A 22,821-nucleotide genomic window follows, 5' to 3' on the forward strand; every position below is an offset into this window, starting at 1 on the left:
GACCCCGCAGCGGCGGCCTTGTCGAAAACCCATAGGGACCAAGCGAAATGGACCTCGACCGCATCACCTACCCCCTGCGACTGGCCCGGGGATCACACCAGCGGGGATCGGGTAGAGGGTGCGCCATGAACGCGATCTCATACATCGAGGGCGACGAGGAGGTCACCGACTTCCCGGCGACTTCGGCCCGCCCGTTGGCATCCTTCGTGCAGCAGTGCAACGACCTGCTGGCCGGGCCTGACGGCTATTTGTCGCCGCAAGACAGCCTTACCGTGCTCGACCTGGGATGGTTGACGGTCGGAACCGCGGAGGTCTCAGCCGCCGTCACTCACGCTTGGGTGACCAAACTGCTGATCAGCCCACCCTGGGGCGTCGTCCGGTACGCCGACGGCGCGGCGGCCGAGGCGATCTGGGCGATCGCCGAGCTGCGTCAACGGCTCAGCCCCGGCGAGACACCGCCGATAGCCGCCTGGGACGGCGCTGCCCAGGCCGCGCGAGCGATCGGCAGGGCGCTCCCCGTGTGCGCCGAGCGGTATGCCGTCCGGGCCGCATACCAGTCGACCGCGTTCGTCGAGACCGACGATTGGGACACGCTCGATGCCGTCACCGGCAACGCCCTGCGCGCGCACAGACTGGCAATCGGCAGTTCGGGTGCGGCCCCTGTCGTGGCGGTCACGCGCAACGCCATCCGCTCGTGGCGTCGTCTGGCCGGGTTGAGCGTTGTCAGCAACGCCCCGGCGCCGGCCGCCGGTGCCATGCGACAGCGGGGGATAGCGGCGGCGTTGGAGTTGACAACCTGAATCAGTTCTGACGGTGATCGTCTCGGCGCAGGCGCACGGCCCGCGTCACCGCTGTCACCAGCGCGAGCGCCGACATGCTGGAGAGGACCACCGCCGAGACCACAGACCCGACTGTGGTCAGTATCAGTGGTAGGGCGAAGCCGATGTAGGTCACCACGTAGAACACCCCGACGAGCGCTCCGCGGAGGCGTCGCGGCGCCGCGGCTTCGAGATCGATCAAGCCCTCGCGCAGACAAAGGCCCGATGCGCATCCCAACACCACGAACAGCGCCAGGCCCAGTGGCAGTGAGATGGCCTGCGGGGTCACGGCGGTCACCGCGTAACCGAGCGCGGCCAGCGCCGCGCCCGCGGTACCGGCGTGTGGCCCCCAGCGAAGCGCGCGTCCAGCGATCTGGATGAGCCCGCTCACGCCGTTGACTATCAGCGTCGCGGTGCCCGCCGCCAACGGCGCCGCCAGACCGGTGTGCACCCGGCCGGGGATCGTGATGAATCCCAGCGTCGCCGAGGCGAACACCCAGGGCGCCAACGGCAAGGCCCAACTCAGCGCCCGGGCGGTTCCCTGTGGCGCCGCGGCCGACGGCTCCCAGTCATGCGCCGTTGCCGGTCCGGATGCGCTTCCGCGGCGCACCGCCACGACCGAGAAAAACATCGCCGCCACGACGAGGACGGCGGCCAGCCCGAACGACCACCGGATGCCGGATTGGCCGGCCAGCGCGATCAGACCGGCGGCGAACGGCCCGATGGCGAAGCCCGCGAGCAGCACCGCTCCGGCGGCGGCCGCCCCCGCCGGGCCCTTCAAATCGGAGGCCCACGCGGTGCAGGAACTCATCAAGAGACCCACGCCGATTCCCACGACCAGCCGGCCCACCAGGAGCACGTCGGGGTGCTGCGAGAGCAGCATCGCCAACGTCCCGATCAGGGCGGCCGTCGCGCCCGCCAGCGCCACCGCCCGGCGGCCGAGCGCGTCGGACACCCGCCCGCCGACCAGCAGTCCGGGCAACAACCCCAGCGCGTAAATCGCGAAGATCGCGTCGAGCCGGGCCGCGTCGAGGTGTTGCCGGACGCTGATCAACGGCATCAACGCGACGAAGTGATTCGCGACCCAACCCGTTGCCAGCAACAGCGCCAAGACGCCGGCGAACGTCGCACGTACGCCCGCGGCCTGGGCCGGCGTCATCGACGCCGAGCGCGGTCGGCTTGCCGGACCGGTCGGCGCTTTCGACGAGAGCACGGGCTTCCTCCCCTGGGTTCTACGAGCGCGGGCGGGCGACGAAAGGTATTGGACACGGCGGCCTACGGAGTTATTCCCGCCGAGCGGCACAATGCACCCCCTGCACCCGCTGCCTCTCCGCCCTGCAAACGCGCCGGTTGCCGGTGCAAAGCGCAAGTGAGGTTTGAAATGAGCCGGTTTGGTGTACAGATACCGCACTGCGACACCAGGAGGGCAAATGATGAAGCAAATCGCGGCGGCCACGATTGCGCTCGCCGCGCTGTGCTCCGGCGCGTGTTCTGCCTCACAGGTGATCAACACCGGCGGCGACACCAAGTGCAAAGACTTCACCACGCAGGACGAAAAGAAGCAGAACGATGAGGTCAGCAAGATGCTCAAGGACAAGAGCGGCGCTGACCCCACCGGCGTGGAGATCTCCGCAACGCGGTTGTCGGCCACGACGTGGTGCCAGACGCTGGGCAAGCCGGACTCCAAGATCTCCGAGGCTCCCCACGGCTGACGGCCCGGTAGCCACTACCCGGGCCGAGTATCGGCCGGCGCGGTATGACAAGCGCGGATCGCGGCCTGGATACCCTTGGTGCGCTTGTGTTTCGGCGTTGCCCGCGCCGCCATCCCGCCGATGCGTCTACAGCGGCGGCACCGGCTCCGCTTCCGCAGGCACGGTCTCGTGTCGCCGGCGGCCGGCGTGCGCTTCGGCGCGCATCCGTTCGACCATGTGCGGGTAGTGCAACTCGAAAGCCGGCCGCTCGGAACGGATCCGGGGCAGCTCGGTGAAGTTGTGCCGCGGCGGTGGGCAGCTGGTCGCCCATTCCAGCGAGTTGCCGTGGCCCCACGGGTCGTCGACCAGCACCGGTTCGCCGAACCGCCAGCTCTTGAACACGTTCCATACGAACGGCAGCACCGAAACACCGAGAATGAACGCCCCGGTGGTGGACACCGCGTTGAGGGTCTGGAACCCGTCGGTGGGCAGGTAGTCGGCGTAGCGGCGCGGCATGCCCATGTCGCCCAGCCAGTGCTGCACCAGGAACGTGGTGTGGAAACCGATGAGGGTCAACCAGAAGTGCAGCTTGCCCAGCCGCTCGTCCAGCAGCCGGCCGGTCATCTTCGGGAACCAGAAGTAGATGCCCGCATAAGTGGCGAACACGATGGTGCCGAACAGCGTGTAGTGGAAGTGCGCGACCACGAAATAGGTATCGCTGATGTGGAAGTCCAGCGGCGGGCTGGCCAGCAGCACGCCGGTCAGGCCGCCGAGCAGGAAGGTGACCATGAAGCCGAGCGTGAACAGCATCGGCGTCTCGAAGGTCAGCTGGCCCTTCCACATCGTGCCTATCCAGTTGAAGAACTTGATCCCGGTGGGCACCGCGATCAGATACGTCATGAACGAAAAGAACGGCAGGAGAACGGCTCCGGTGGCGTACATGTGGTGGGCCCATACCGCGACCGAGAGCGCGGCGATCGCCAGCGTCGCGTACACCAGCGTGGTGTAACCGAAGATCGGCTTGCGGGAGAACACCGGGATGATCTCGCTGACGATGCCGAAGAACGGCAGCGCGATGACGTAGACCTCGGGGTGGCCGAAGAACCAGAACAGGTGCTGAAACAGGATCACGCCGCCGTTGGCCGCGTCGTAGACGTGCGCGCCGAGGTGGCGGTCGGCTGCCAGACCGAACAGCGCGGCGGTCAGCAACGGAAAGACAATCAGGACAAGCACACTGGTGACCAGGATGTTCCAGGTGAAGATCGGCATCCGGAACATCGTCATGCCGGGGGCGCGCATGCAGACGACGGTGGTGATCATGTTGACCGCGCCCAGGATGGTTCCCAGCCCGGCGACGATGATGCCCGTGATCCACAGGTCGCCACCGGCCCCAGGTGAGTGGACCGCGTCGCTCAGCGGGGTGTAGAAGGTCCAGCCGAAGTCCGCGGCCCCGCCCGGGGTGATGAACCCGGACGCCACGATGAGCCCGCCGAACAGAAACAGCCAGAATGAGAGGGCATTCAGCCGCGGGAACGCCACGTCGGGGGCGCCGATCTGCAGCGGCAGCACCAGGTTGGCGAAGCCGAATACGATCGGCGTGGCGTAGAACAGCAGCATGATGCCGCCGTGCATGGTGAACAGCTGGTTGTACTGCTCATTCGACAAGAATTGCAGGCCGGGGGCGGCCAACTCGGTCCGCATCAACAGCGCCAGCAGGCCGCCGATGAAGAAGAAGATGAAGCACGCGACGCAATACATGATGCCGATCATCTTGTGATCGGTCGTGGTGATCAGCTTGTAGAGCAGGCTGCCCTTGGGGCCCGTGCGCGCCGGAAACGGCCGGCGAGCTTCGAGGTGGGCGGCCGGCGGTGCTTCAGCGGTCACGTGCTACCTCCCAAGGGCCTGGCAAACTGGCCGTCCAAGTATCCGAGGCGGCGGTCGGCGAACCTAGGGCCAAACGTCCCTAACTCCGTGCGCTTTCTGCCTGGCACACCGCGGGAAGGGAAGCCTTCCCAACTCGCAGCCAACTTCGGAGCACCCTCAGGTGCGGTGTTGACTGCCGGGCCCGCGAAAGACGAACATCAACCCGCGCGGCGATCATCTCCAGTTCGGAGAGGCCGACACCCCTGGATCGGCAACCGCACCCGAGGAGAACCGTATGAGCACCCGGATCATGGACGAGGCCGCACGGCTTCTGGCGGATCCATCGGCCTACGCCGACGAGACGCGGCTACACCGGGCGCTGACCCATCTCCGCGCCCACGCCCCGGTCTCCTGGGTCGATGTCGAGGGTTACAAGCCGTTCTGGGCGATCACCAAGCACGCCGACATCATGGACATCGAGCGGCAGAACGACTTGTTCACCAACTATCCGCGGCCGCTGTTGATGGTCTCTGAGGGCGAGGACGTGCTGCGCGCCCAGATGGACGCCGGCATCGGCCTGCGCACGCTGATCCACATGGACGACCCCCACCACCGCGACATGCGAAAGATCGGCGCCGACTGGTTCAGGCCGAAGGTGATGCGGGACTTGAAGTGTCGCGTCGATGAGCTGGCCAAGATCTACGTCGACAAGATGGTCCAGAAGGGGCCCGAGTGCGACTTCGTCCAGGAGGTCGCCGTCAACTACCCGCTCTATGTGATCCTGTCGCTACTGGGGTTGCCGGAGTCCGACTTCCCGCGAATGCTCAAGCTCACCCAGGAGATGTTCGGCGGTGACGACACCGAGTTCCAGCGGGGCAACTCCACCGAGGACATCCTGGCCGTGCTGCTGGACTTCTTCAACTACTTCGCCGCGCTGACCGCGTCGCGCCGCGAGCATCCGACCGAAGATCTGGCCTCGGCGATCGCCAACGCCAGGATCGACGGTGAGCCGTTGTCGGACATGGATACCGCGTCCTACTACGTGATCGTGGCCAGCGCGGGCCACGACACCACCAGCGCCGGGATCGCCGGTGGCATGCTGGCGCTGCTGGAGAGCCCCGGTGAGCTGGCGCGGCTGCAACAGGACATGGGCCTGATGGGCACCGCGGTCGAGGAGATGATCCGCTGGGTGGTGCCGGTCAAGGAGTTCATGCGCACCGCGCAGGCCGACACCGAGGTGCGCGGGGTGCCGGTCGCGAAGGGCGAATCGGTTCTGCTGTCCTATGTTTCGGCCAACCGGGACGAGGACGTGTTCACCGACCCGTTCCGGTTCGACGTCGGCCGCGATCCCAACAAGCACCTGTCGTTCGGCTACGGGGTGCATTTCTGCCTGGGCGCCGCCCTGGCGCGGATGGAGATCAACAGCTTCTTCTCCGAGCTGGTCCCCCGCATCAAGTCGATCGAGCTGGCCGGTGCGCCGGAGCTGATGGCCACCACTTTCGTCGGTGGCCTCAAGCACCTTCCGATTCGCTACTCGCTGAAGTGAATCCGGAGGTTGTTCACGTGAGAACCAGCTCGTCGGGCAGCGCATCTTGCAGCACCGCCCGTGCGAGCAGCTCGCCCAGCAGCGGCCCGAACTTCATCAGGTTGCTACCGGCGAACGCGACGACGCGGCCGCGCCGTGCAATGGTCCAGCCGTCGCCGCCCGGGTCGAGCCACGGGGCGCGAACCGTCACGCAGTCCACCCGGCCCACCGGCGAGAGCGTCGGGAACAGCGCGCGCACGGTGACGGGGTCCGGCTCCTCCTGCCCGAACGCCCAGCGGCCGGTGCTGCCGAGCGGCAATCCGTAGCCCTCGGGCGCCGACAAGCAGGCCGTGCCGGTCGCGTCGGCGCCCTCGTAGGTGAACCGGGTGTGTGGGGCGAATTCGAACCCGAGCGGGCCGAACAGCACCGGGGTCTGCACTCCGGCGCAAACCAGGACGCGGTCCGCCTGCACGACGGTGCCGTCCGCAAGCGTCGTCTCGCCGTCGTCGGACACCCGCACCACCTCGCCGCGCTTGACGACGACGCGCCGGGCCAGGGCGACGAGCGCCCGGCGGATACGCAGGCTGCCGCCCAGCGGATCGAACACCCCGCCGTCCCAGGGCGCCGCCACAAACGGTATGCGCGAGGCGATCTCGGATCGGTCAAGCCACGAGAAGGGGGCGCCGGCTTCGTCCATCGCCGCGACGATGTCATCGCCGGCGCCTGCGGCGATGAAGCCCTCCGTGCCGAGCAGGCGCCCGGCGCCCAACTCGGATTCCCAACGCCGCCAGCCATCGCGAGCCCGCAGCGCGAGCGTGCACAGCATCGTGCGCCGATGCGCGATGCGGAAAATCCTTGCCAGCCCGGCGGATTGCTCGCCGAACGGTTCGCCACGCTCGAACACCACGGCGTCCCGGCCGCGCCGCGACAGCTCGTAGGCGGTCGCGAGCCCGCATATCCCCGCGCCTACGATCACGATCACGTTGGTCCCCCCGCGCTCAGAAAAAGAATCCCGCGTGCGGCGCGTCGGCCACGGCGAACAACCGGTCGGCGATCGCCAGCGCCGCCGGATCGTCGGTCCGGACAAGTCCGGCCGCCGCGAGACTGCGCCAGGTGGTGCCCCCGAGCAGAACGGCTGCGAGGCCCTCGACGCCGGCGTGCAGGCGGGCAGGTCGGTCCGTCGGTTCTGCGCCGCCAGCCGTCACCGCGAAGCGGGCCGAATTACGCGGCAGCAGAGGGTCATCCACCGCGACGGTCACCATCTCGTCGCCGGCGTATCGGCGCCCGGCCAGCGCCGCTTCGGCGTCGATGACGCGAAGCCACGTTTCGTCACGCACCGCGGTCACCCGCACGGCGCGCCGATCGACGAGCAACCAGGGCAGCGGATCGTCGACGGGCAGCATCCAAAACACCACGCGGTCGATGAGATCGAGCCCGAGCAGGAAGCGCAGCAGCCCGAGGTAGGCGTCGGGGGTGGGCGCGAAGAAGTCCTCGACCGCGATGGTGCGCTGGTCGCTGACGAACCACGCCTCGGTGTCGAGCGGGCGGTAGCGGGCGAAGCCCGACTCGGAGCCGGGATCGCCGCACACAGCGACATACGAAGGGCCCGGCGAGGATTCGGTGCGCATCCGGAGGCTCTGCCACCACACCTGCGGGCGGTCGATGGTTCCCGGGCGGGACGGGCGGTGTGTGGCGTAGATCCGCGGCAGGACGTCCCACGCCTCACCGACGTCCAGTAGTCGCACCGGGCCGCCGGTTCCCACCCCGGGCCGCAGCGTTGCCCGCGCCGTCTGGACCTCCAGCGTCTGCGACGAACTCGCCACGCCGTAGCCGAACCGCCCGTAGATCGTGGCCTCCGACGCGCGCAGCGTCGCGACCACCTCGCCCCGCGCGGCGATGTCGTGCAGCTGATGGCGGATCAGCTCGGTGGCGATGCCTTTGCGGGTGAACGACGGGAGCACCCCGATGCGGGTCACGGCGGCATGCCCGACGACGGCTCCGCCGGGCAGCGTGAGCCCGCTCGTCACGGCGTCGGCCGTGCCGACCAGCCGGCCGCCGGCGAAGGCCCCGACCGTGCGGCCGGCTTCGAGCAGCGTGCTGATCTGGCCGGGCGCCAGGTTCGACAGCGGCGGGAACCCGACCATCGCGGCGCGGAACACGTTGCCCGCGGCGATCAGGTCGTCCTCGCTGTCGAGGATGCGGATGTCGGTGGTCATGCCGCCATCATGTCGTGCGCCGCCGGCGGCGGCTCCGGCGCGGTGGCTAACGAATCTGCAGGCCGGTCAGCGCCCGCGAAATCACCAGGCGCTGAATCTCGCTCGTGCCCTCGAAGATGGTGAAGATCTTGGCGTCGCGGTGCATCCGCTCCACCGGATAGTCACGGGTGTAGCCGTTGCCGCCCAAGATCTGAATGGCCTCGTCGGTGACGTAGACCGCCGTCTCGCTGGCGACCAGCTTGGCCATCGAGCCCTCCGCGGAGTCGAAGCTCTGGTTGTTGCGGGCCATCCAGCCGGCGCGCCACACCAACATGCGTGCCGCGTCGATGCGGCTCTTCATGTCGGCCAGCTTGAACGCGATGGCCTGGAATTCGCCGATCTTGCGGCCGAATTGCTCGCGCTGGCAGGCATAGTCGAGGGCGTATTCGTAGGCGGCCCGCGCCACGCCGACGGCCATCGCGCCGACGGTGGGCCGCGTCCGCTCGAAGGTCTTCATCGCGGCCTGTCCGCGCGACGAGGCGCCCGACTTCACCCGGGCGATGCGCTCCTCGAACTTCTCGCGGCCGCCCAGAATCGTGTCCTCGGGGAGCCGCACGTTGTCCAGCACCACCTCGGCGGTGTGCGAGGCCCGGATCCCGTGCTTCTTGAACTTCTGGCCCTGCGACAGCCCGGGGGTGTCGGGCGGGATGACGAAGGTGGCCTGACCGCGGGTGCCGAGTTCGGGATAGACCGAAGCCACCACGATGTGCACGTTGGCGATGCCGCCGTTGGTCGCCCACGTCTTGGTGCCGTTGAGGACCCATTCGCCGGTCGCCTCGTCATAGCGCGCACGGGTGCGGATGGCGCCGACGTCGGAACCCGCGTCCGGCTCCGACGAACAGAACGCCCCGAGTTTGGGTTCGTCGGCGGTGCCGAACATCTCGGGCAGGAAGCGGCCCAGCTGCTCGGGAGTTCCGTTGCCCGCCAGCGCCGCTGCGGCCAGCCCGGTGCCCAGGATGGACAGCGCGATGCCGGCGTCGCCCCAGAACATTTCCTCGAATGTGGTGAGAAAGCCCAGGCCCGTCGGTTCGGCCGCCTGCTGCGCGAAGAAGTCGGGGGAGTACAGACCAACTTTCGCCGCCTCCTGGATCACCGGCCAGGGAGTTTCTTCGCGCTCATCCCATTCCGAGGCGGCGGGGCGGATCACGTCGGCGGCGAACTTGTGCACCCAGTCGCGCACCTCGATCACGTCGTCGCTCAGTTGCAGTGAAAATGTCACGGCTTCTCTCCTGAAATCGGTTGGTAGTTAACGGTTTCGGTATTGCGCGAGGACGCTCAACGTCTGGTTGACCCACGCCTCGAAGTAACGGTCTTCATCGATATTCCCTGGCAAGCGCCCGGTGAGCGCTTGCAGCGTCGCGGCGTAGGACAACGATCCGATCGCCGCCGCCGCGGTCGCCTCGGGATCGGGGATGCGCGTGCGTCCGGACCGATTGGACGCGGCCAGCTCGTCGGCGAAACGCTGATAGGCGTTGTCGGTGATGACCTGCCAGGTCTTCTCGTCGAGATCGCCCAGCTCGTCGGGCTCGCGCAGCATGACCCTGAGCAATTCCTCGCTCTGTTTCAGGTTGTCCCAGATCAGGCGGCCCGCGGTGCGCACCGCCTGTTCGACACTGGCCGGCTCCCCGGCGTCGAACTGCTCCCGCGCCGCCACGATGCTGTCGATCCGGTGGGCAACCGCGGCCTCCAGCAGCTCGCGCTTGGAGCCGAAGTGCTTGTACAGCGCGCCCGAACCGGGCGCCAGGCCGGACGCCCGCTGGATGTCGGCCACCGAGGTCGCCGCGTACCCCTTGGCGGCGAACAGCTTCAGCGCCTCGGCCAGGAGCCGGCCGCGTCCCGACGTCTGCATGGTGAGAGAGTACTCACTCACCTCGGATGACCGCAAATGGCGGTCGACGAACTAGCATCCGAACTGGTACTGGCCAACACGACGGGCGGAGGGCTACCGAGTGGCGCATCTGACGGGACAATCGTCTCGGACCCACGCCTCGACGGAGGACAGGGCCAAGGAAGCCACCGCCCGTCATGGCGCCGCCGGTGCGGGCCCGGCGACGGCGGACGACATTCCCTTGCTCGGCCACGTCCGGCTGCCGATGCGGGTGCTGTCGCTGCGCACCATCGTGATCGTCGCCGCGCTCGGGGTGATCGCCCTTGTCGTGCTGTTGGGAACCTGGGTCTGGGTCGGCGTCACCAACGACCAATACAGCCAGCTCGACCGCCGCCTGGATTCGGTGACCAGCCTGGGCGACATCAACACACTGATCAACAACGGGCAGCTCGACACCTCCGACCGGCCCATGCCGGACGGCAACCTGGTCCGCACCGCGCGCATCGGGGACGTGACGGTGTCCGTTCCCGGCAACATCGTGTTGCCGAAACTGCCGAACGGGTACGCCAACACCACCATCAACGGGGTGCAGTACCGGGTTCGCACCTTCACCGCCGGGCCGGCCTCGATCGCGCTCGCGGCCCCGTTGGCCGAGGCTCAACATCGCATCAACGAGCTGCACCTGCGGGTGCTGTTGATCTGCGGCAGCGTCATCGGCGGCACGGTGCTCGTCGGCTGGGTGATCTCGTTGATCATGGTCAATCCATTCCTGTTGCTGGCGCAGCAGGCGCGCGCCATCAACGCCCAGTCCAGCCCGGACGAGGTGCAAGTCCGTGGGGTGCGCGAGGCCGTGGAGATCGCCGAAGCCGTCGAGGGCATGCTGGCCCGCATCGGCAACGAGCAAGAGCGCACCAAGGCCGCACTCGAGTCGGCCCGCGACTTCGCCGCCGTCGCCTCCCACGAGCTGCGCACCCCGCTGACGGCGATGCGTACCAACCTCGAGGTGTTGTCCACCCTGGAGTTACCACCCGATCAGCGCAACGAGGTGCTCGGCGACGTCATACGCACCCAGAGCCGGATCGAGGCGACGCTGACGGCGCTCGAACGGCTGGCCCAGGGGGAGCTGACCACCGTCGACGATTTCGTGCCCTTCGACATCACCGAGCTCCTGGATCGCGCCGCCCACGACGCGCTGCGCATCTATCCCGGCGTCGACGTGTCTCTCGTGCCGTCGCCCACGGTGCTGATGGTGGGGCTGCCCACCGGCTTGCGACTGGTGATCGACAATGCCATCGCCAACGCGGTCAAGCACGGCGGTGCGACCGAAATCCGGCTCACCGTAAGCAGTTCCGGCGACGGCGTGGAGATCGCGATCGACGACAACGGCACGGGCATACCCGAAGACGAACGCACCGCGGTGTTCGCCCGCTTCTCCCGCGGGTCGACCGCATCCCGCTCGGGCTCCGGGCTGGGACTGGCACTCGTCGCCCAGCAGGCCGAATTGCACGGCGGCTCGGCCGCGCTGCACGCCAGCCCGCTGGGCGGCACGCGTCTGTTGCTCAAGCTCGCGGGCGACGGCCGCGGCCCGGCAGCCTGAGACCTAGGCAAGGCCCGCCGAAACCAGTTGCCTGACTCGCACTTTCGTCGTCGTGCTGGCGCGACGGGGCGAGTTGCCGGGCCAGAAGAACCACCGGCCCAGCAGCGCGACGACAGAGGGCACGACGAGTGCCCGCACGACGAGGGTGTCCAACAACAGCTGAGGCGCCGGAAGGCGGGGCGATCAGCTTTCACATGGGGGTGGCCTGCTGGGCCAGGTTCAGCAGGACGTAGGCGATGCAGAACAGGAAGTTCAGGACGACCAGGACCAAGCCGGCAAACATCAGCGATCGGGTGCCCTGACGCTTCAGGCGCTTGACCCGAGCGCCGCGCGCCTCACGGTTCAGTTCCATCGCGATCAACGCGAAATTGACATCCGTCACCTCGTCGTCCGCGACGGGGGCGCCGGCCACTATCTGTTGGAGCCGCTCGGGAGCGGTGTGCACGCCGACGCGCTCGAAGTGGTGGCACAGCCGTCGCGCACGCCTTCGGCCGAGAGCCTGACATCGCATCTGCACCTGATGCATGAGTTGCCGCCGTTCGTAGCCCCAAGCGTCGGACGCACTCGTCACAAGCCGGGATTCTAATTCGCCTATACCCGTTTTCGGGAGGTCTACAGCGATTACGTCGGCGCGTTTTCATCGCGGCTCATCCGCGCGGCGCCGGGCATGTCTTCGGAGAGATTCAAGTACCGCTCGAGGTTTCGGTGCATGTTGATCACGCGCCGTTCCTCGCTGGAGAGCACCAGGTGGGTGAAGCCGGGCTGGTGCATGCCGCGCTGCAGGCCGGCGAGCAGGCGGATGTCCTGGGTGAGCACCAGGCCCGGTTCGGCTTCGCCGGCTGTCGTGCGCACATCCGTCGGTTTGCTGCGCGGCGCGCCCGGGGCCATCCGGGTCATCAGGAACATGACGAGTTCCCCGTGATCGGGGTCCGGTCCGGGGCGCGAGCACATGACGGTCAGGTGGTCGGCGTTGGCCAGCAGCGTCATGTTGGGGAACACGTTGTACTGGTGCAGCCGGGTGATCCGGTCGGTGTCGGCCCAGTCCAGGTCCACCCCGCGGCCGGCCGCGAAGGCGCGCGTGCGCGCGGCGATCAAATCGGCGACCGTCTCTCCCGGCCGGCGTTCGTCGGCGGGGAACGGCGTGCCCTCGGCGGTGCCCATCAGCGCGCCCTGCGTGTAGACGTAGGCGTCCCACACTTCTTCGTCGGTGAGCGCACCGTCGAAGCGTGGGCTCTGCACCCCGTAGGGCTGGTCGGACTTGCCCGTGTGGCCCCAAATCTGTTGTGGCGCATGGATATCGTCGACACAGCGCAGCAGTTCGGGGTGTAGCGTCTGGATGTGGTAGGTCTCGCTGTAGCCGTCGGCGATCGTCTTCCAGTTGGCGTCGACGTCGACGGTGAGGGTGGCGTAGCAGCGGAAGTCGCTCAGGTGGCACCAGGCGACGTCGTCGGGCACCGCCTCCAGGTACTCGGCCAACGGCATCGCGCCGGGGTCGAGGTTGACGAAGACCAGTCCCTCCCAGGTGTCGACCCGGGCCGGCACCAGCGGAAAGTCGGACATGCGCAGCGAGCCGAAGCCCTTGCGGTCGGGCACCCGCTTGAGCGTGCCGGCCAGGTCCCAGGTCCAGCCGTGATAGCCGCACTTGAGTTCGCGCAGCCCCGACCCCGAGCCCGCACACAGCGTGTTGCCGCGGTGGCGACAGGCGTTCTGGAACGCGCGAAGTTCGCCGTCGTCGCCGCGCACGATGAGCACCCCGTACGGGCCGCAGCGGTAGTCGAAATAGTCGCCCGGCTCGGCGACGTGGTCGACCATGCAGGCCAGCTGCCACACCTTCGGCCACATCCGCTCGATCTCGAGTGCGGCGAACTCCGGGGAGTAATAGCGCTCCGCCGGCACCAGCGTCGGGCGCTCGGGCGGGGTGCCGATCGCGTCCTCATCGCGGGTGCGGGCCGGATTGCGCGCGGCCGTCGCCATGGCCGGCCCTCAGCGGGCTCCGCGTACCAAGCGGCCCGGTCGCGCGCCGGTGTCGGCGTCGTTGCGCCGGGTGACCGTCCCGCTGACGATCGTGGCGGCGTAGCCGCTCGCCCGCTGCAAGATCCGGTTTCCGCCCGCCGGCAGGTCCCAGGCCATCGCCGCGGGGTGCAGCCTGAGTGCCTCCAGGTCGATCACGTTGATGTCGGCCTTCTTGCCCGGCTCGATGGTGCCGCGATCCGTGAGCCCGAACAGCTGGGCGGTGTCGCGGGACTGCTTACGGATCACGTACTCCAGCGACAACTTGTCGCCCCGGTGGCGGTCGCGCGCCCAGTGCGTCAACAGGAACGTGGGATACGAAGCGTCGCAGATCATCCCGCAGTGCGCGCCGCCGTCGGACAGCCCGAGCACCCCGGCGGGGTGCAGCATCATCTCACGGATCGCGTCGTGGTTGCCGTCGGCGTAGTTGTAGAGCGGGAGCATCAGCATGGCGGTCGCGTCCGACTCGAGCATGAGGTCGTAGAGGGTGGACAACGGGTCCTCCCCGCGCGCCCTGGCGATCGCGGCGACGGTGCGGTCCGGGGTGGGCTCGTAGTCGGGCGGGTCGCCGAGCGCGTACAAGCGGTGCAGTGAGTGCTGCACCAGGGCGAACATCCCGTCGAACAACAGCGTCGGATCCGCGGGCAGGTCGTCCTCGGAGAGAATCGCGGCCTTCACGGCGGGATCGGCCAACCGCTGCGCGAGCTCCTCGCGGCCGCATTCGGCCGCCAGCCGCCGGTAGGTGGGCCGGTGGCTGAACCCGTGGTGGCCCTGGAAGCCGATCATCATGCCGAACGGACGCGCGGCGATTTGCGGGTACAACCGGCTGCCCGACGCGTGGGCGTCGGCCGACAGGTCCAACATCTCGCGCCACAGCTTCGGGTCGGCGTCCACCTGGATGAGGGCGAACGACACCGGCCGGTCGATCTCGCCGCCCAGACGCCGCATCCACTCGAGCTCCTTCTTCGGGGCGATGATGTCCTCGCCCGCGGCCCCCTGCGGGGCCAGCTCGAACACGGCCCGGCCGCCGGCGGCCATGGCCCGCCCGAGACCGAACAGTTCGTCCTCGGCGGCGAAGGTGCCGGGCACCGGTTCACCGTCCATCGCGCGGTGGCCCATCGTGCGCGACGTGGAGAAGCCGAGGGCGCCGGCTTCGATCGCTTCGGTGACGAGCCGGCCCATCGCCGCGATGTCCTCGGGAGTGGCGGGTTCGTTGCGCGCCCCCCGCTCGCCCATCGCGTAGGCGCGGATGGCGCCGTGGGCGACCTGGCTGCCCACGTCGATCGCGAACTTCTGCTTGCCGATCGCGTCGAGGTACTCCGGGTAGGTCTCCCAGCCCCACGTGATGCCCTCGGTCAGGGCCGTGCCGGGGATGTCCTCGACGCCTTCCATCAATTCGATCAGCCACTGTTCGCTGCCGGGCCGCACCGGCGCGAAGCCGACGCCGCAGTTGCCCGTGACCACCGTGGTGACCCCATGACCGCTGGACGGTTCGAGCAGCCCGTCCCAACTCACCTGCCCGTCGTAGTGGGTGTGAATGTCGACGAAGCCGGGGGCCACCACATGCCCTGTCGCATCGATGGTTTCGGCGGCCTCACCGCCCATCTCGGGGTCGCTCGCGCCACGCCGGACGACGTCGACGATCACGCCGTCCTTGATGCCGACGTCGGCGCGGTATCGCTCGGCGCCCGTGCCGTCGACGACCGTGCCGCCGGTGATCTTCAGGTCGAACATGAGGGCCTCTCCTTGTCGCCGGGCGGTCTCGCCGTCAGACACGCGGCATTACGCTACGCTGCGTAGCGTAAGTACGACGATATGCCTCCCGATGGTTCGAGTCAATGAATCGCGCGAAGTTCGCGGCCGGGCGCCGCGCTGGTGCGACCGCGCCGGTGCTACAAAGAACTTCGCAGTGCCGCAACGGTTTCCAGGTCATCGAGCGCGGCCACACCGCGCCGCAGACCCTCCATGGCGATGCCTTCGACCTGCATTCCGCCCATCCCCGCGGTGATCAGCGGGGCCACGTATGCGTACAGGGCACCCTGTCGGTACCGCAGCCACAGGTCCTCGCGGTCCAGGTCGGGGCCGCCGGCCGCCGCCAACGCGCGCCGGTAGTCGTCGAGCAGGTCGCGTTGAGTGGCCCGGCGATCCTCCGGCGTCAGGCTGGTGATCAGCGTGTACGCCAATTCGCGCGAGGGGTGTCCGCGCCGCACCGCCTGCCAGTCCAACAGGCCCGCCTTGCCGCCGTAGAAATACATGTTGCCGGGGTGGGCGTCGCCGTGCATGACCGTGTGCGGTGGAGTGTCGATCAGTGCGGCGACGGCGCGATAGTTGTCGGCGATGAAGCGTCCGTTCTCGACGGGGAAGGGGCTGCGGTCGGCGAGTCGCTTCATCGACGCGTGCATCAGCGATCCGGTCAATAGCGATGTGACGTCGCCCGACGGGGTGTACAGCCAGCCCAGCGGGCCGCGCCCGTCGCGCGGCAGGCGGCCCCAGAAGGTGGCGTGCAGGTCCGCCAGCAGCTCGATGATGAGGCTGGCCTGGTCGGGCGAGATCGGGTGCAGGGTGTCGGGGAATTCGCACGCCGCGGCGGGCAGGTCTTCCAGGACCAACAGGTACCGGCCCGTCCAGGCGTCGAACGCCGCGCCGTACGCGTATGGGAGACCGGTGAGCCGCGGCGCGAGTTCGTTGTAGAAGCGCACCTCGGTCTGGCCCAGCCGGCCGAGTTCACCCATCAACCGGGTGGCGGCAGTTGTGGCCGCGACCTTCACGAACACCGACTCGGGGACGTCTTTCCCCGTCAGCACCAGCCGCGCCCGCGACGACGTCCCCGCATCCCGGTCGAGGACACGGACCGACCTGACGGTCGTCCCCAGGATCTTCGACAGGGTTCCGGCGTCGATGTCTTCGACGGTGCGGGGCAGCCCCAAGCGCGCGCCCAGCACGGCGTCGGTGGTCGCCCGGCGGACCCCCTGGCCCAGGTGGGCGGCCAGGCCGACGACCGAACGAGCCTGTCCCGCAGCGTTTTTCATATGCATCCGTCCTGCGCATGCGTCACCGGCGAGTGGGGTCGCGGAATCGGCACCGCGCCCCGTCGGACGAAACTAGACTTACGTCCGAACTTCAGACAATACCGGGTTTTTGTCTGATTGTTGGCACCATGGCCCGCACCACGAATTGCTCGACGAACTTGCGCTTGTCGGCCACCGGCCGGTGCCGCCAGGACGGAGCCAGCAAGAACAGCGTCGTGGCGTGCAACCACTGCACGATCGACCGGGGCTCGAGATCGTCGTAGAGGCGCCCTGCCGCTTTCCACCGGTCCAGCAAGGGCTCGTAGTGTCGCAATAGCAGCTGCACGACGGGTTCCGAACCCTTCTCCAGGGCCGTAGCCACCGCGGTGCTCTCGGCGGCGAACAGCGCCTCGTTCAGCGGATTGCCGTCCACCGACTCCACCCGCGCCAGGACCATCTCGGGCACGGAGCGGACGGGGTCGTCGGGCGCCGGCAATGAGCGCACCAGATCACCGAGCGCCCGGTCCACCCGCATCAGCATCAGGCCCAGCAAGACATCGTCGCGGCCCGGGAAGTACCGGTATACCGTGGACCGCGACACCCCGGCCTCGTCGGCCACTTCGCCCATCCGGAACTGGGTGTTGCCGCGGCGGACGATGCAGCGGCCGGCGGCGTCGAGGATTCGTCTGCGGGCCTCCTCGTCGTCGAGGATGGCGCGGTCGTCGCCCCACCACCGGCTCGGCTCCATGGCGCCGATGCTACGGGATGCGTTGTGCTACTTCGCTATCTGATGTGCGGGGTATCCGCAGGCCGAACGAGCGCCGACGAATGATGTTGCGGGACAAACGGTCAGCCCTCCAGCACGGGCGAGCACTGTTCAGGCACTGGACCGCTGGTTGCGCTGCGACAGCCCCGTCCAGACCAGGGTGACCCGCGTCCCCGGTGGGGTGCGGTCGATGGTCACCCGGTCGGCGAGCGCCCGCATCAGCGGGATGCCGCGACCGCGGATCTGCGGTTGGGGCGGCAGGGCGACCGCCCCGGGGCGGGTCGGGCGCCAACGGCCGCGGTCGGTGATGGTGACGGTGAGCGTGTCGGCGTCGTGGTCGTAGGCCGCGCTGAGTTCCACGCCGCCGCGCCGCGGGGCGTCCAGGTACGCGAATTCCGCGGCGTTCGCCAACGCTTCGTTCACCGCGAGTAGCAGGTCGTTGGTTCGCTCTGCGCCCAGGGCGAAGTGCCGGTCGAGCCAAAGCCGGAACTCCGCACGCGTCCGGGCCGCGCTTCGCGCATCGGCGGGCAGGCGCCGGCGTACGAAGCGGGATCGGTCGTCGACGTCGGACACCTCGTCCGGCCCGTCTTCAAAGCGCCCCATGTCCCCACTATGTCCCCTTGGCATCCTCACTCGCTCGAGGTTCAACCACCGGCGATGCGGCTCAGCGCGCTGTCGAGCGTGCTGTAGAGCGACAAGATGCTGTCCAGTCCCATGAGCTTGATGGGTCTGCTGGTGGCCGGCCCGTTCGCGACGACCGCGAACTGGGTGGGTGGCGCGACCTCGGCCTGCGCCGTCACCAGGACCGTCATCCCGGCGGAGGCCAGAAAGTCCACTTTGGTCAGGTCAATGACCAGCGCCGGCGGTCCGGCGGCCAGTGTGGTGCGTATCGCCTCGGCCAACTGAGGTGCGCTGAGCATGTCCACCTCGCCGGAGACGGTGAGCACGACCGCGCCGTCTACCTGGTCTTTTCCCACCTCAAAGGTCGTCGGATCGACTGAATTGCCGGATTGTTCGATCATGCTTCTCACTCACATTCGCCCCGCCCGGGACACCGAGAATCAAACAGCCATTGCCAAGCCGGGGCTGTCGACTCAACCCGCGTAATACGCCCTTCTGGGGCGAAACACTCCATCTCTTCTGCACCGCTAGGCGGAGGCGCAGCCGCACGTGCTCAGTCGATTTTAAGCCATGCCGAAAACGGCGCTTGCAGCCGTCGCGCTGTGACCAACCCGACTGAACGAATCCCGGCGCCCCGACGTGGTCCGGGTGTGCGCCACGACCGCCGCAAAAGTTGCGCACGGCAGCCTCCCGTGGGTGAATGCGACCACCGAGTTCGTTCCCAGGCTGTGCGGCTAGGCCCGGATATGCGGGAAAGGACGGTGGGCATGGAGCCCGGCGATCACGATGGCAGGCCCGACGACGAAACCGCTGACATCAAGCCCGCGCCTCCCCGCCGCGTCGCCCTGACCCGACGAAGCGCGTTGCTCGGCCTGGGTGCCGTCGCCGGCTTCGCGGCGGTGGATGTGGGCGGGTTCGCCTACGCCGGCGGCTGGCTGCGGCCGGACACGTGGACGCCGCCCACCCCCTCGAGGTTCGCCGATCGCTTCGAAGCCATCTACGGCCGCCACGACGGCTTCCGGCGAAACCATGCCAAAGGGCTGGCCGCCACCGGATCTTTCGCGAGCAACGGGGCGGGCGCGGCCATCTGCCGGGCCGCGGTCTTCCGGGCGGGCACCGTTCCGCTCGTCGGCCGGTTTTCGCTGGGCGGCGGCCTGCCGGACCAGCCCGACAAGCCCGACACCGTGCGCGGGCTCGGCCTGTTGTTCGAGGCGGGCGGCCAGCAGTGGCGCACCGCGATGATCAACCTGCCCGTGTTCACCGACAGCACCCCCGAGGGCTTCTATGAGCGGATCCTCGCGTCGAAACCGCAGCCTGGAACGGGCAAGGCCGACCCGCAGAAGATGGCCGCATTCCTCGATCGGCATCCCGAAACCGTCGCCGCGATGAAGATCATCAAGCAGTCACCGCCCAGCGCCGGGTTCGCGGGCAGCACGTTCTACGGGCTGAACGCCTTCTGGTTCACCAACGGCGCCGGCGCCACCGTTCCGGTGCGTTGGTCGGTGGTCCCGCAGGATGCCGGCGGCGCCGGGGCACCGCAACCACCGCGCGGCAAGGACTACCTGTTCGACGACCTCATCCGGACGCTGGCTCAGCGACCCCTGAACTGGCGGCTGATGCTCACGATCGGCGAGCCGGGCGACCCGACCAACGACGCCACCAAGCCGTGGCCGCAATCGCGGCGGTCCATCGACGCCGGCACCATCACCATCACCGCGGTGCAGACCGAGGAGGCCGGGAACGCCCGCGACATCAATTTCGACCCGCTGGTGCTACCGGACGGCATCACCGCGTCCGACGATCCGCTGCCGCCGGCGAGATCGGCGGTCTACGCGCGCTCGTTCACACGCCGCGCCGAGGAGCCCAAGTCGCCCAGCGAGGTCAACGTGGCCCGGGTGCTCGCATGACCACCCAGGCGAACGAAACCACCACCGCGCCAAAGCGTTTCGCGCTTCCCTCGCGGATACTGCACTGGCTGATGGCGCCGATGGTGATCGTGCAGCTGCTCATCGGAGTGATCATGATCGCCTCGTTGAGCTACTACCCGCTGCTGCTGGCCATTCATCGACCGTTGGGGGTGTTGATCCTCGCGTTCGCCGTCGTGCGGCTGGTGAACCGGCTCACCCACCGGCTGCCACCGTTCCTGGCCACCATGAGCCGCGCCGAACGCCGCATCGCGTCGTGGTCGGAATATCTGCTGTACGCGCTGTTGCTGCTGCAGCCACTGATCGGGTGGGCAATGCTGTCGGCGGCGCGGTTCCCCATCACCCTGGCCGGGCCGGTTCACCTGCCCGGCATCGCGCCGCACAACCTCGACCTGTACGCGGTGCTCCGCCAGGCCCACAACGTGGGCGCGTTCCTGCTGTTCCTGACGTTCACCGCGCACGTCTGCGCGGTGCTGTTCCACACGCTGGTGCTGCGCGACGGGCTCCTGGACCGGATGGCGGTCTGGCCCACCGGACGCGCCACCCGGCAAGAGCCGGATGAACGCCGCTGATCAGCATGTGACGGCGTGACCTACGAGAGGGACCCCACCGGCCGCGATCGACCCGTACAACGGCTTCGTCTCCGAGGGCGGGACGGTGCCATCCGCAGCGCGGACGAGGTCATGGACGCGCTGAAGCCGCGCTGAAGTGAGGACCGCAGCGGGTATACGCGGGGTGTTCGGGCGAGACCAGCTTGCCCAGTCCTGGTGATGGCCTGCCTGCTCGCGCCCCGATGAGACGAATATGATCGGCACCCGACAGTGCCACGAGGGAGTGGGGAAGTTCCATGCCGAACCAGCAGCAAGCCGACCGGATGACATCGGGCAAGGGATTCATCGCAGCGCTCGACCAGAGCGGGGGCTCGACGCCCAAGGCGCTGCGCCTGTACGGCATCCAGGAGGACGCGTACTCCTCCGAGGAGGAGATGTTCGACCTGATCCACGAGATGCGCTCGCGGATCATCACCTCTCCGGCGTTCAACGGCGACCGGGTGCTGGCGGCGATCCTGTTCGAGCAGACGATGGACCGCGACATCGAGGGCAAGCCGTCGACCACCTACCTCTGGGAGACCAAGGGCGTGGTGCCGATCCTCAAAATCGACAAGGGCCTGGCCGAGGCGTCCGACGATGTGCAGGTGATGAAGCCGATCCCGGGCTTGGACGACCTGTTGGAGCGGGCCGTGAGCAAGGGTGTCTTCGGCACCAAGGAGCGGTCGGTGATCGGCGGGGCCAACCAGAAGGGCATCGCCGCGGTGGTCGCCCAGCAGTTCGAGCTCGCCCGTCAGGTGTTGTCGCACGGCCTGGTGCCCATCATCGAACCCGAGGTCACCATCTCGATCCCGGACAAGGCGCAGACCGAGGACATCCTGCGGGACGAGATCACCAAGCAGCTCGAAGCGGTGCCGGACGGGCAGCGCGTGATGCTCAAGCTGAGCCTGCCCACCGAGGTCAACTTCTACCGCCCCCTCATCGAGCACCCGAAGGTGATGCGGGTCGTCGCCCTCTCCGGTGGCTACTCGCGCGACGAGGCCAACGCGCTGCTGGCGAAGAACACGGGGCTGATCGCCAGCTTCAGCCGCGCGCTGACCGAGGGGCTTTCGGTCGACCAGTCCGACGAGCAGTTCAACGCCACGCTGGACAAGTCGATCCAGTCGATATACGACGCGTCGGTCGGCGGCTGAGGCCGGGACGGGCGACTACTGCGAAATTCATTCGCACCGAGGCACGTTGAGTCGATCGCTCAATAGCGATGGTTGGCCATGGGCGGTCCGCCCTCGCCGCCATCGCCCTCGTCTGACACCACAGCGGGCACCAGTTCGCTCGTCACCAGCCCCTCGTCGCGGGTGAGTTCGTCGACCACGTCGAAGCACTCGGCGATGTTGGCCGGCGTGTCGATGACGATCGTGACCACCGGGACGCGACGGCGCAGTGAGAGCAGCTTGTCACCGTGGGGTTGGTGGTCCCCGTGGTAACCCCAGATGCCGCGGATCACCGTCGCGCCGTCGGGCGTTTCACGCTGACGGAGCCGCTGGACGATCGCGCGGTGGATCGGCAGCCCGCCGTGCAGGGCCGATTCGGACGTGTAGATCATCAGCTTCTGCCACAACGGCAGGCCATGTTCGTCGACACCGGGCAACGCGTGCGGCCGTTCCAGTAACTCGCCGTCGCGCTTGCACACCCGCACGCGTTCGAGCGTGAACATCGGCCGCCTCAGCAGCTTGCCGAGTTCCGGCAGCAGCGGACCGATCCGGTCGCCGTACCCCACGGCCACGACCATCATCGGCACGTTGGCGTTGCGGCCGAAGAAACGCGCGCGGTGCCGCTGTCCGTGAGTGACGCCGTCGACACCCAGGAACACCGATGCCCCGGCGATGCGGCGGCGGTGCATCAGGTCGCAGACGGCGATGTAGGCCGGCACACCGTCGACGCGCTCTTTGCGGCCTACGTAAATCGTCAACTTCACCGCCTCACGCAACTCGTCAGGGAGCTCCATCGGCGCGAGCCCGTCGCGCAGCAGACGCGCGCGTTCCAAGGTGAGCAGGCCGCGCTTCTTGATGGTCAGCACCGGGTCGAGCAGCGCCTCGATCTTTGATTTGGAGTCGACCGCGACGATCGCCACCGGCGGATCCTCGGACAGCGTCAGCGACTCATCCGTCCGCAGGTGGCGCCCCGTTCCGAATCCTCCGATGCCACGCAACACCACGCCGCAGGCGATGCGGTGCTGCGCATAGAGGCGGAGCAGCACGTCGGAGACGAAGCCTTCGTCGGTTCGTCGCCGCTCGGCCAGATAGGTGGTGAGCTTCAGACAATCTTCGTCCACGGCCGCTCCTCAGGCGTAGAACCCGCCAAAGCTT

Annotated in this window: 21 protein-coding genes and 1 pseudogene; 7 read left to right on the forward strand and 15 right to left on the reverse strand. The window is 68.3% G+C overall.

All coding sequences use genetic code 11. The features are described 5' to 3' along the window. Nucleotides 1-125 precede the first annotated feature (125 nt). On the forward strand, nucleotides 126-800 hold the full coding sequence (locus A5696_RS07190; RefSeq protein WP_067875590.1) for a hypothetical protein: 675 nt from the start codon (nucleotides 126-128) through the stop codon (nucleotides 798-800). Between the two features lies 1 nt (nucleotide 801). Here A5696_RS07190 and A5696_RS07195 read toward each other — a convergent pair whose 3' ends face one another. Next, entirely contained in the window at nucleotides 802-1,977 is a 1,176-nt protein-coding gene (locus tag A5696_RS07195) for an MFS transporter (RefSeq protein WP_067875593.1), read from the reverse strand. A 271-nt stretch (nucleotides 1,978-2,248) separates the two neighbouring features. Here A5696_RS07195 and A5696_RS07200 point away from each other — a divergent pair, with 271 nt between their 5' ends. Further along, the gene (locus A5696_RS07200; protein ID WP_067875596.1) at nucleotides 2,249-2,530 is read left to right on the forward strand and encodes a hypothetical protein; all 282 of its coding nucleotides are present in this window, start codon (nucleotides 2,249-2,251) and stop codon (nucleotides 2,528-2,530) included. A gap of 126 nt (nucleotides 2,531-2,656) precedes the next feature. Here the strand turns inward: A5696_RS07200 and ctaD are convergent, their stop codons facing one another. Then, nucleotides 2,657-4,393, reverse strand: coding sequence for a cytochrome c oxidase subunit I (gene ctaD / locus A5696_RS07205; RefSeq protein ID WP_067875599.1), 1,737 nt, complete (start codon nucleotides 4,391-4,393; stop codon nucleotides 2,657-2,659). A 274-nt stretch (nucleotides 4,394-4,667) separates the two neighbouring features. Between ctaD and A5696_RS07210 the strand changes: the two genes are divergently transcribed. After that, nucleotides 4,668-5,918: a cytochrome P450 gene (locus A5696_RS07210; protein WP_067875602.1), complete on the forward strand. Its 1,251-nt coding sequence runs from the start codon at nucleotides 4,668-4,670 to the stop codon at nucleotides 5,916-5,918. Nucleotides 5,919-5,931: 13 nt separating this feature from the next. Here the strand turns inward: A5696_RS07210 and A5696_RS07215 are convergent, their stop codons facing one another. The 4 genes from A5696_RS07215 to A5696_RS07230 are packed head-to-tail and all read right to left on the reverse strand — an operon-like array spanning nucleotide 5,932 to nucleotide 10,001. Beyond that, nucleotides 5,932-6,879, reverse strand: a complete 948-nt coding sequence (locus A5696_RS07215; protein ID WP_067875605.1) for an FAD-binding oxidoreductase — start codon at nucleotides 6,877-6,879, stop codon at nucleotides 5,932-5,934. 16 nt (nucleotides 6,880-6,895) lie between these two features. Continuing rightward, nucleotides 6,896-8,113, reverse strand: coding sequence for a GNAT family N-acetyltransferase (locus tag A5696_RS07220; protein ID WP_067875608.1), 1,218 nt, complete (start codon nucleotides 8,111-8,113; stop codon nucleotides 6,896-6,898). Between the two features lie 46 nt (nucleotides 8,114-8,159). After that, nucleotides 8,160-9,371: an acyl-CoA dehydrogenase family protein gene (locus A5696_RS07225; protein ID WP_067875611.1), complete on the reverse strand. Its 1,212-nt coding sequence runs from the start codon at nucleotides 9,369-9,371 to the stop codon at nucleotides 8,160-8,162. A gap of 27 nt (nucleotides 9,372-9,398) precedes the next feature. After that, entirely contained in the window at nucleotides 9,399-10,001 is a 603-nt protein-coding gene (locus A5696_RS07230; protein ID WP_067875614.1) for a TetR/AcrR family transcriptional regulator, read from the reverse strand. Between the two features lie 244 nt (nucleotides 10,002-10,245). Between A5696_RS07230 and A5696_RS07235 the strand changes: the two genes are divergently transcribed. Further along, nucleotides 10,246-11,577, forward strand: a complete 1,332-nt coding sequence (locus A5696_RS07235; RefSeq protein WP_067875761.1) for a sensor histidine kinase KdpD — start codon at nucleotides 10,246-10,248, stop codon at nucleotides 11,575-11,577. Between the two features lie 3 nt (nucleotides 11,578-11,580). Here A5696_RS07235 and A5696_RS27600 read toward each other — a convergent pair. The 8 genes and pseudogenes from A5696_RS27600 to A5696_RS07270 form a co-directional block, all read right to left on the reverse strand. Next, a pseudogene (locus A5696_RS27600) lies at nucleotides 11,581-11,736 on the reverse strand (MMPL family transporter); the annotation flags it as partial. A gap of 31 nt (nucleotides 11,737-11,767) precedes the next feature. After that, a complete protein-coding gene (locus tag A5696_RS07240) occupies nucleotides 11,768-12,148 on the reverse strand; it encodes a hypothetical protein (protein ID WP_231964253.1) in 381 nt (126 codons plus the stop codon). 50 nt (nucleotides 12,149-12,198) lie between these two features. After that, entirely contained in the window at nucleotides 12,199-13,551 is a 1,353-nt protein-coding gene (locus tag A5696_RS07245; protein WP_067875617.1) for an SRPBCC family protein, read from the reverse strand. A 9-nt stretch (nucleotides 13,552-13,560) separates the two neighbouring features. Beyond that, nucleotides 13,561-15,321 (reverse strand): amidohydrolase family protein, encoded by a 1,761-nt coding sequence (locus A5696_RS07250; RefSeq protein WP_067875621.1) that lies wholly within the window; start codon nucleotides 15,319-15,321, stop codon nucleotides 13,561-13,563. A gap of 158 nt (nucleotides 15,322-15,479) precedes the next feature. Continuing rightward, complete coding sequence (locus A5696_RS07255) at nucleotides 15,480-16,616, reverse strand: phosphotransferase (RefSeq protein WP_197516911.1); 1,137 nt, start codon at nucleotides 16,614-16,616, stop codon at nucleotides 15,480-15,482. A 91-nt stretch (nucleotides 16,617-16,707) separates the two neighbouring features. Beyond that, nucleotides 16,708-17,343, reverse strand: a complete 636-nt coding sequence (locus A5696_RS07260; protein ID WP_067875627.1) for a TetR/AcrR family transcriptional regulator — start codon at nucleotides 17,341-17,343, stop codon at nucleotides 16,708-16,710. Nucleotides 17,344-17,472: 129 nt separating this feature from the next. Further along, the gene (locus A5696_RS07265; RefSeq protein ID WP_067875630.1) at nucleotides 17,473-17,964 is read right to left on the reverse strand and encodes an ATP-binding protein; all 492 of its coding nucleotides are present in this window, start codon (nucleotides 17,962-17,964) and stop codon (nucleotides 17,473-17,475) included. Between the two features lie 41 nt (nucleotides 17,965-18,005). Next, complete coding sequence (locus tag A5696_RS07270) at nucleotides 18,006-18,383, reverse strand: STAS domain-containing protein (protein ID WP_067875633.1); 378 nt, start codon at nucleotides 18,381-18,383, stop codon at nucleotides 18,006-18,008. A gap of 366 nt (nucleotides 18,384-18,749) precedes the next feature. On the opposite strand from A5696_RS07270, the gene A5696_RS07275 reads away from it, so the two are divergent. The 3 genes from A5696_RS07275 (at nucleotide 18,750) to A5696_RS07285 (ending at nucleotide 21,648) form a co-directional block, all read left to right on the forward strand. Continuing rightward, entirely contained in the window at nucleotides 18,750-19,889 is a 1,140-nt protein-coding gene (locus A5696_RS07275) for a catalase family peroxidase (protein WP_304442248.1), read from the forward strand. Continuing rightward, nucleotides 19,886-20,479 carry a cytochrome b gene (locus tag A5696_RS07280; RefSeq protein WP_067875636.1) on the forward strand — a complete coding sequence of 198 codons (594 nt, stop codon included), beginning with the start codon at nucleotides 19,886-19,888 and terminating at the stop codon, nucleotides 20,477-20,479. Before A5696_RS07275 ends, A5696_RS07280 begins: the two co-directional genes overlap by 4 nt. Before the next feature lie 275 nt (nucleotides 20,480-20,754). Then, entirely contained in the window at nucleotides 20,755-21,648 is an 894-nt protein-coding gene (locus A5696_RS07285) for a fructose bisphosphate aldolase (protein WP_067875640.1), read from the forward strand. A gap of 59 nt (nucleotides 21,649-21,707) precedes the next feature. Here the strand turns inward: A5696_RS07285 and A5696_RS07290 are convergent, their stop codons facing one another. After that, nucleotides 21,708-22,787: a DUF190 domain-containing protein gene (locus A5696_RS07290; protein ID WP_067875643.1), complete on the reverse strand. Its 1,080-nt coding sequence runs from the start codon at nucleotides 22,785-22,787 to the stop codon at nucleotides 21,708-21,710. Nucleotides 22,788-22,821 lie beyond the last annotated feature (34 nt).

This window comes from Mycobacterium sp. E2699, from assembly GCF_001666745.1.
Lineage (GTDB): Bacteria > Actinomycetota > Actinomycetes > Mycobacteriales > Mycobacteriaceae > Mycobacterium.

What these genes read in the sequence shown, in the direction of transcription:
- A5696_RS07190 (WP_067875590.1), top strand. Translation starts at nt 126, where the DNA reads ATGAACGCGATCTCATACATCGAGGGCGACGAGGAGGTCACCGACTTC.
- A5696_RS07195 (WP_067875593.1), bottom strand. Translation starts at nt 1,977, where the DNA reads ATGACGCCGGCCCAGGCCGCGGGCGTACGTGCGACGTTCGCCGGCGTC.
- A5696_RS07200 (WP_067875596.1), top strand. Translation starts at nt 2,249, where the DNA reads ATGATGAAGCAAATCGCGGCGGCCACGATTGCGCTCGCCGCGCTGTGC.
- A5696_RS07210 (WP_067875602.1), top strand. Translation starts at nt 4,668, where the DNA reads ATGAGCACCCGGATCATGGACGAGGCCGCACGGCTTCTGGCGGATCCA.
- A5696_RS07220 (WP_067875608.1), bottom strand. Translation starts at nt 8,113, where the DNA reads ATGACCACCGACATCCGCATCCTCGACAGCGAGGACGACCTGATCGCC.
- A5696_RS07230 (WP_067875614.1), bottom strand. Translation starts at nt 10,001, where the DNA reads ATGCAGACGTCGGGACGCGGCCGGCTCCTGGCCGAGGCGCTGAAGCTG.
- A5696_RS07235 (WP_067875761.1), top strand. Translation starts at nt 10,246, where the DNA reads ATGCGGGTGCTGTCGCTGCGCACCATCGTGATCGTCGCCGCGCTCGGG.
- A5696_RS07245 (WP_067875617.1), bottom strand. Translation starts at nt 13,551, where the DNA reads ATGGCGACGGCCGCGCGCAATCCGGCCCGCACCCGCGATGAGGACGCG.
- A5696_RS07250 (WP_067875621.1), bottom strand. Translation starts at nt 15,321, where the DNA reads ATGTTCGACCTGAAGATCACCGGCGGCACGGTCGTCGACGGCACGGGC.
- A5696_RS07255 (WP_197516911.1), bottom strand. Translation starts at nt 16,616, where the DNA reads ATGAAAAACGCTGCGGGACAGGCTCGTTCGGTCGTCGGCCTGGCCGCC.
- A5696_RS07260 (WP_067875627.1), bottom strand. Translation starts at nt 17,343, where the DNA reads ATGGAGCCGAGCCGGTGGTGGGGCGACGACCGCGCCATCCTCGACGAC.
- A5696_RS07265 (WP_067875630.1), bottom strand. Translation starts at nt 17,964, where the DNA reads ATGGGGCGCTTTGAAGACGGGCCGGACGAGGTGTCCGACGTCGACGAC.
- A5696_RS07270 (WP_067875633.1), bottom strand. Translation starts at nt 18,383, where the DNA reads ATGATCGAACAATCCGGCAATTCAGTCGATCCGACGACCTTTGAGGTG.
- A5696_RS07275 (WP_304442248.1), top strand. Translation starts at nt 18,750, where the DNA reads ATGGAGCCCGGCGATCACGATGGCAGGCCCGACGACGAAACCGCTGAC.
- A5696_RS07280 (WP_067875636.1), top strand. Translation starts at nt 19,886, where the DNA reads ATGACCACCCAGGCGAACGAAACCACCACCGCGCCAAAGCGTTTCGCG.
- A5696_RS07285 (WP_067875640.1), top strand. Translation starts at nt 20,755, where the DNA reads ATGCCGAACCAGCAGCAAGCCGACCGGATGACATCGGGCAAGGGATTC.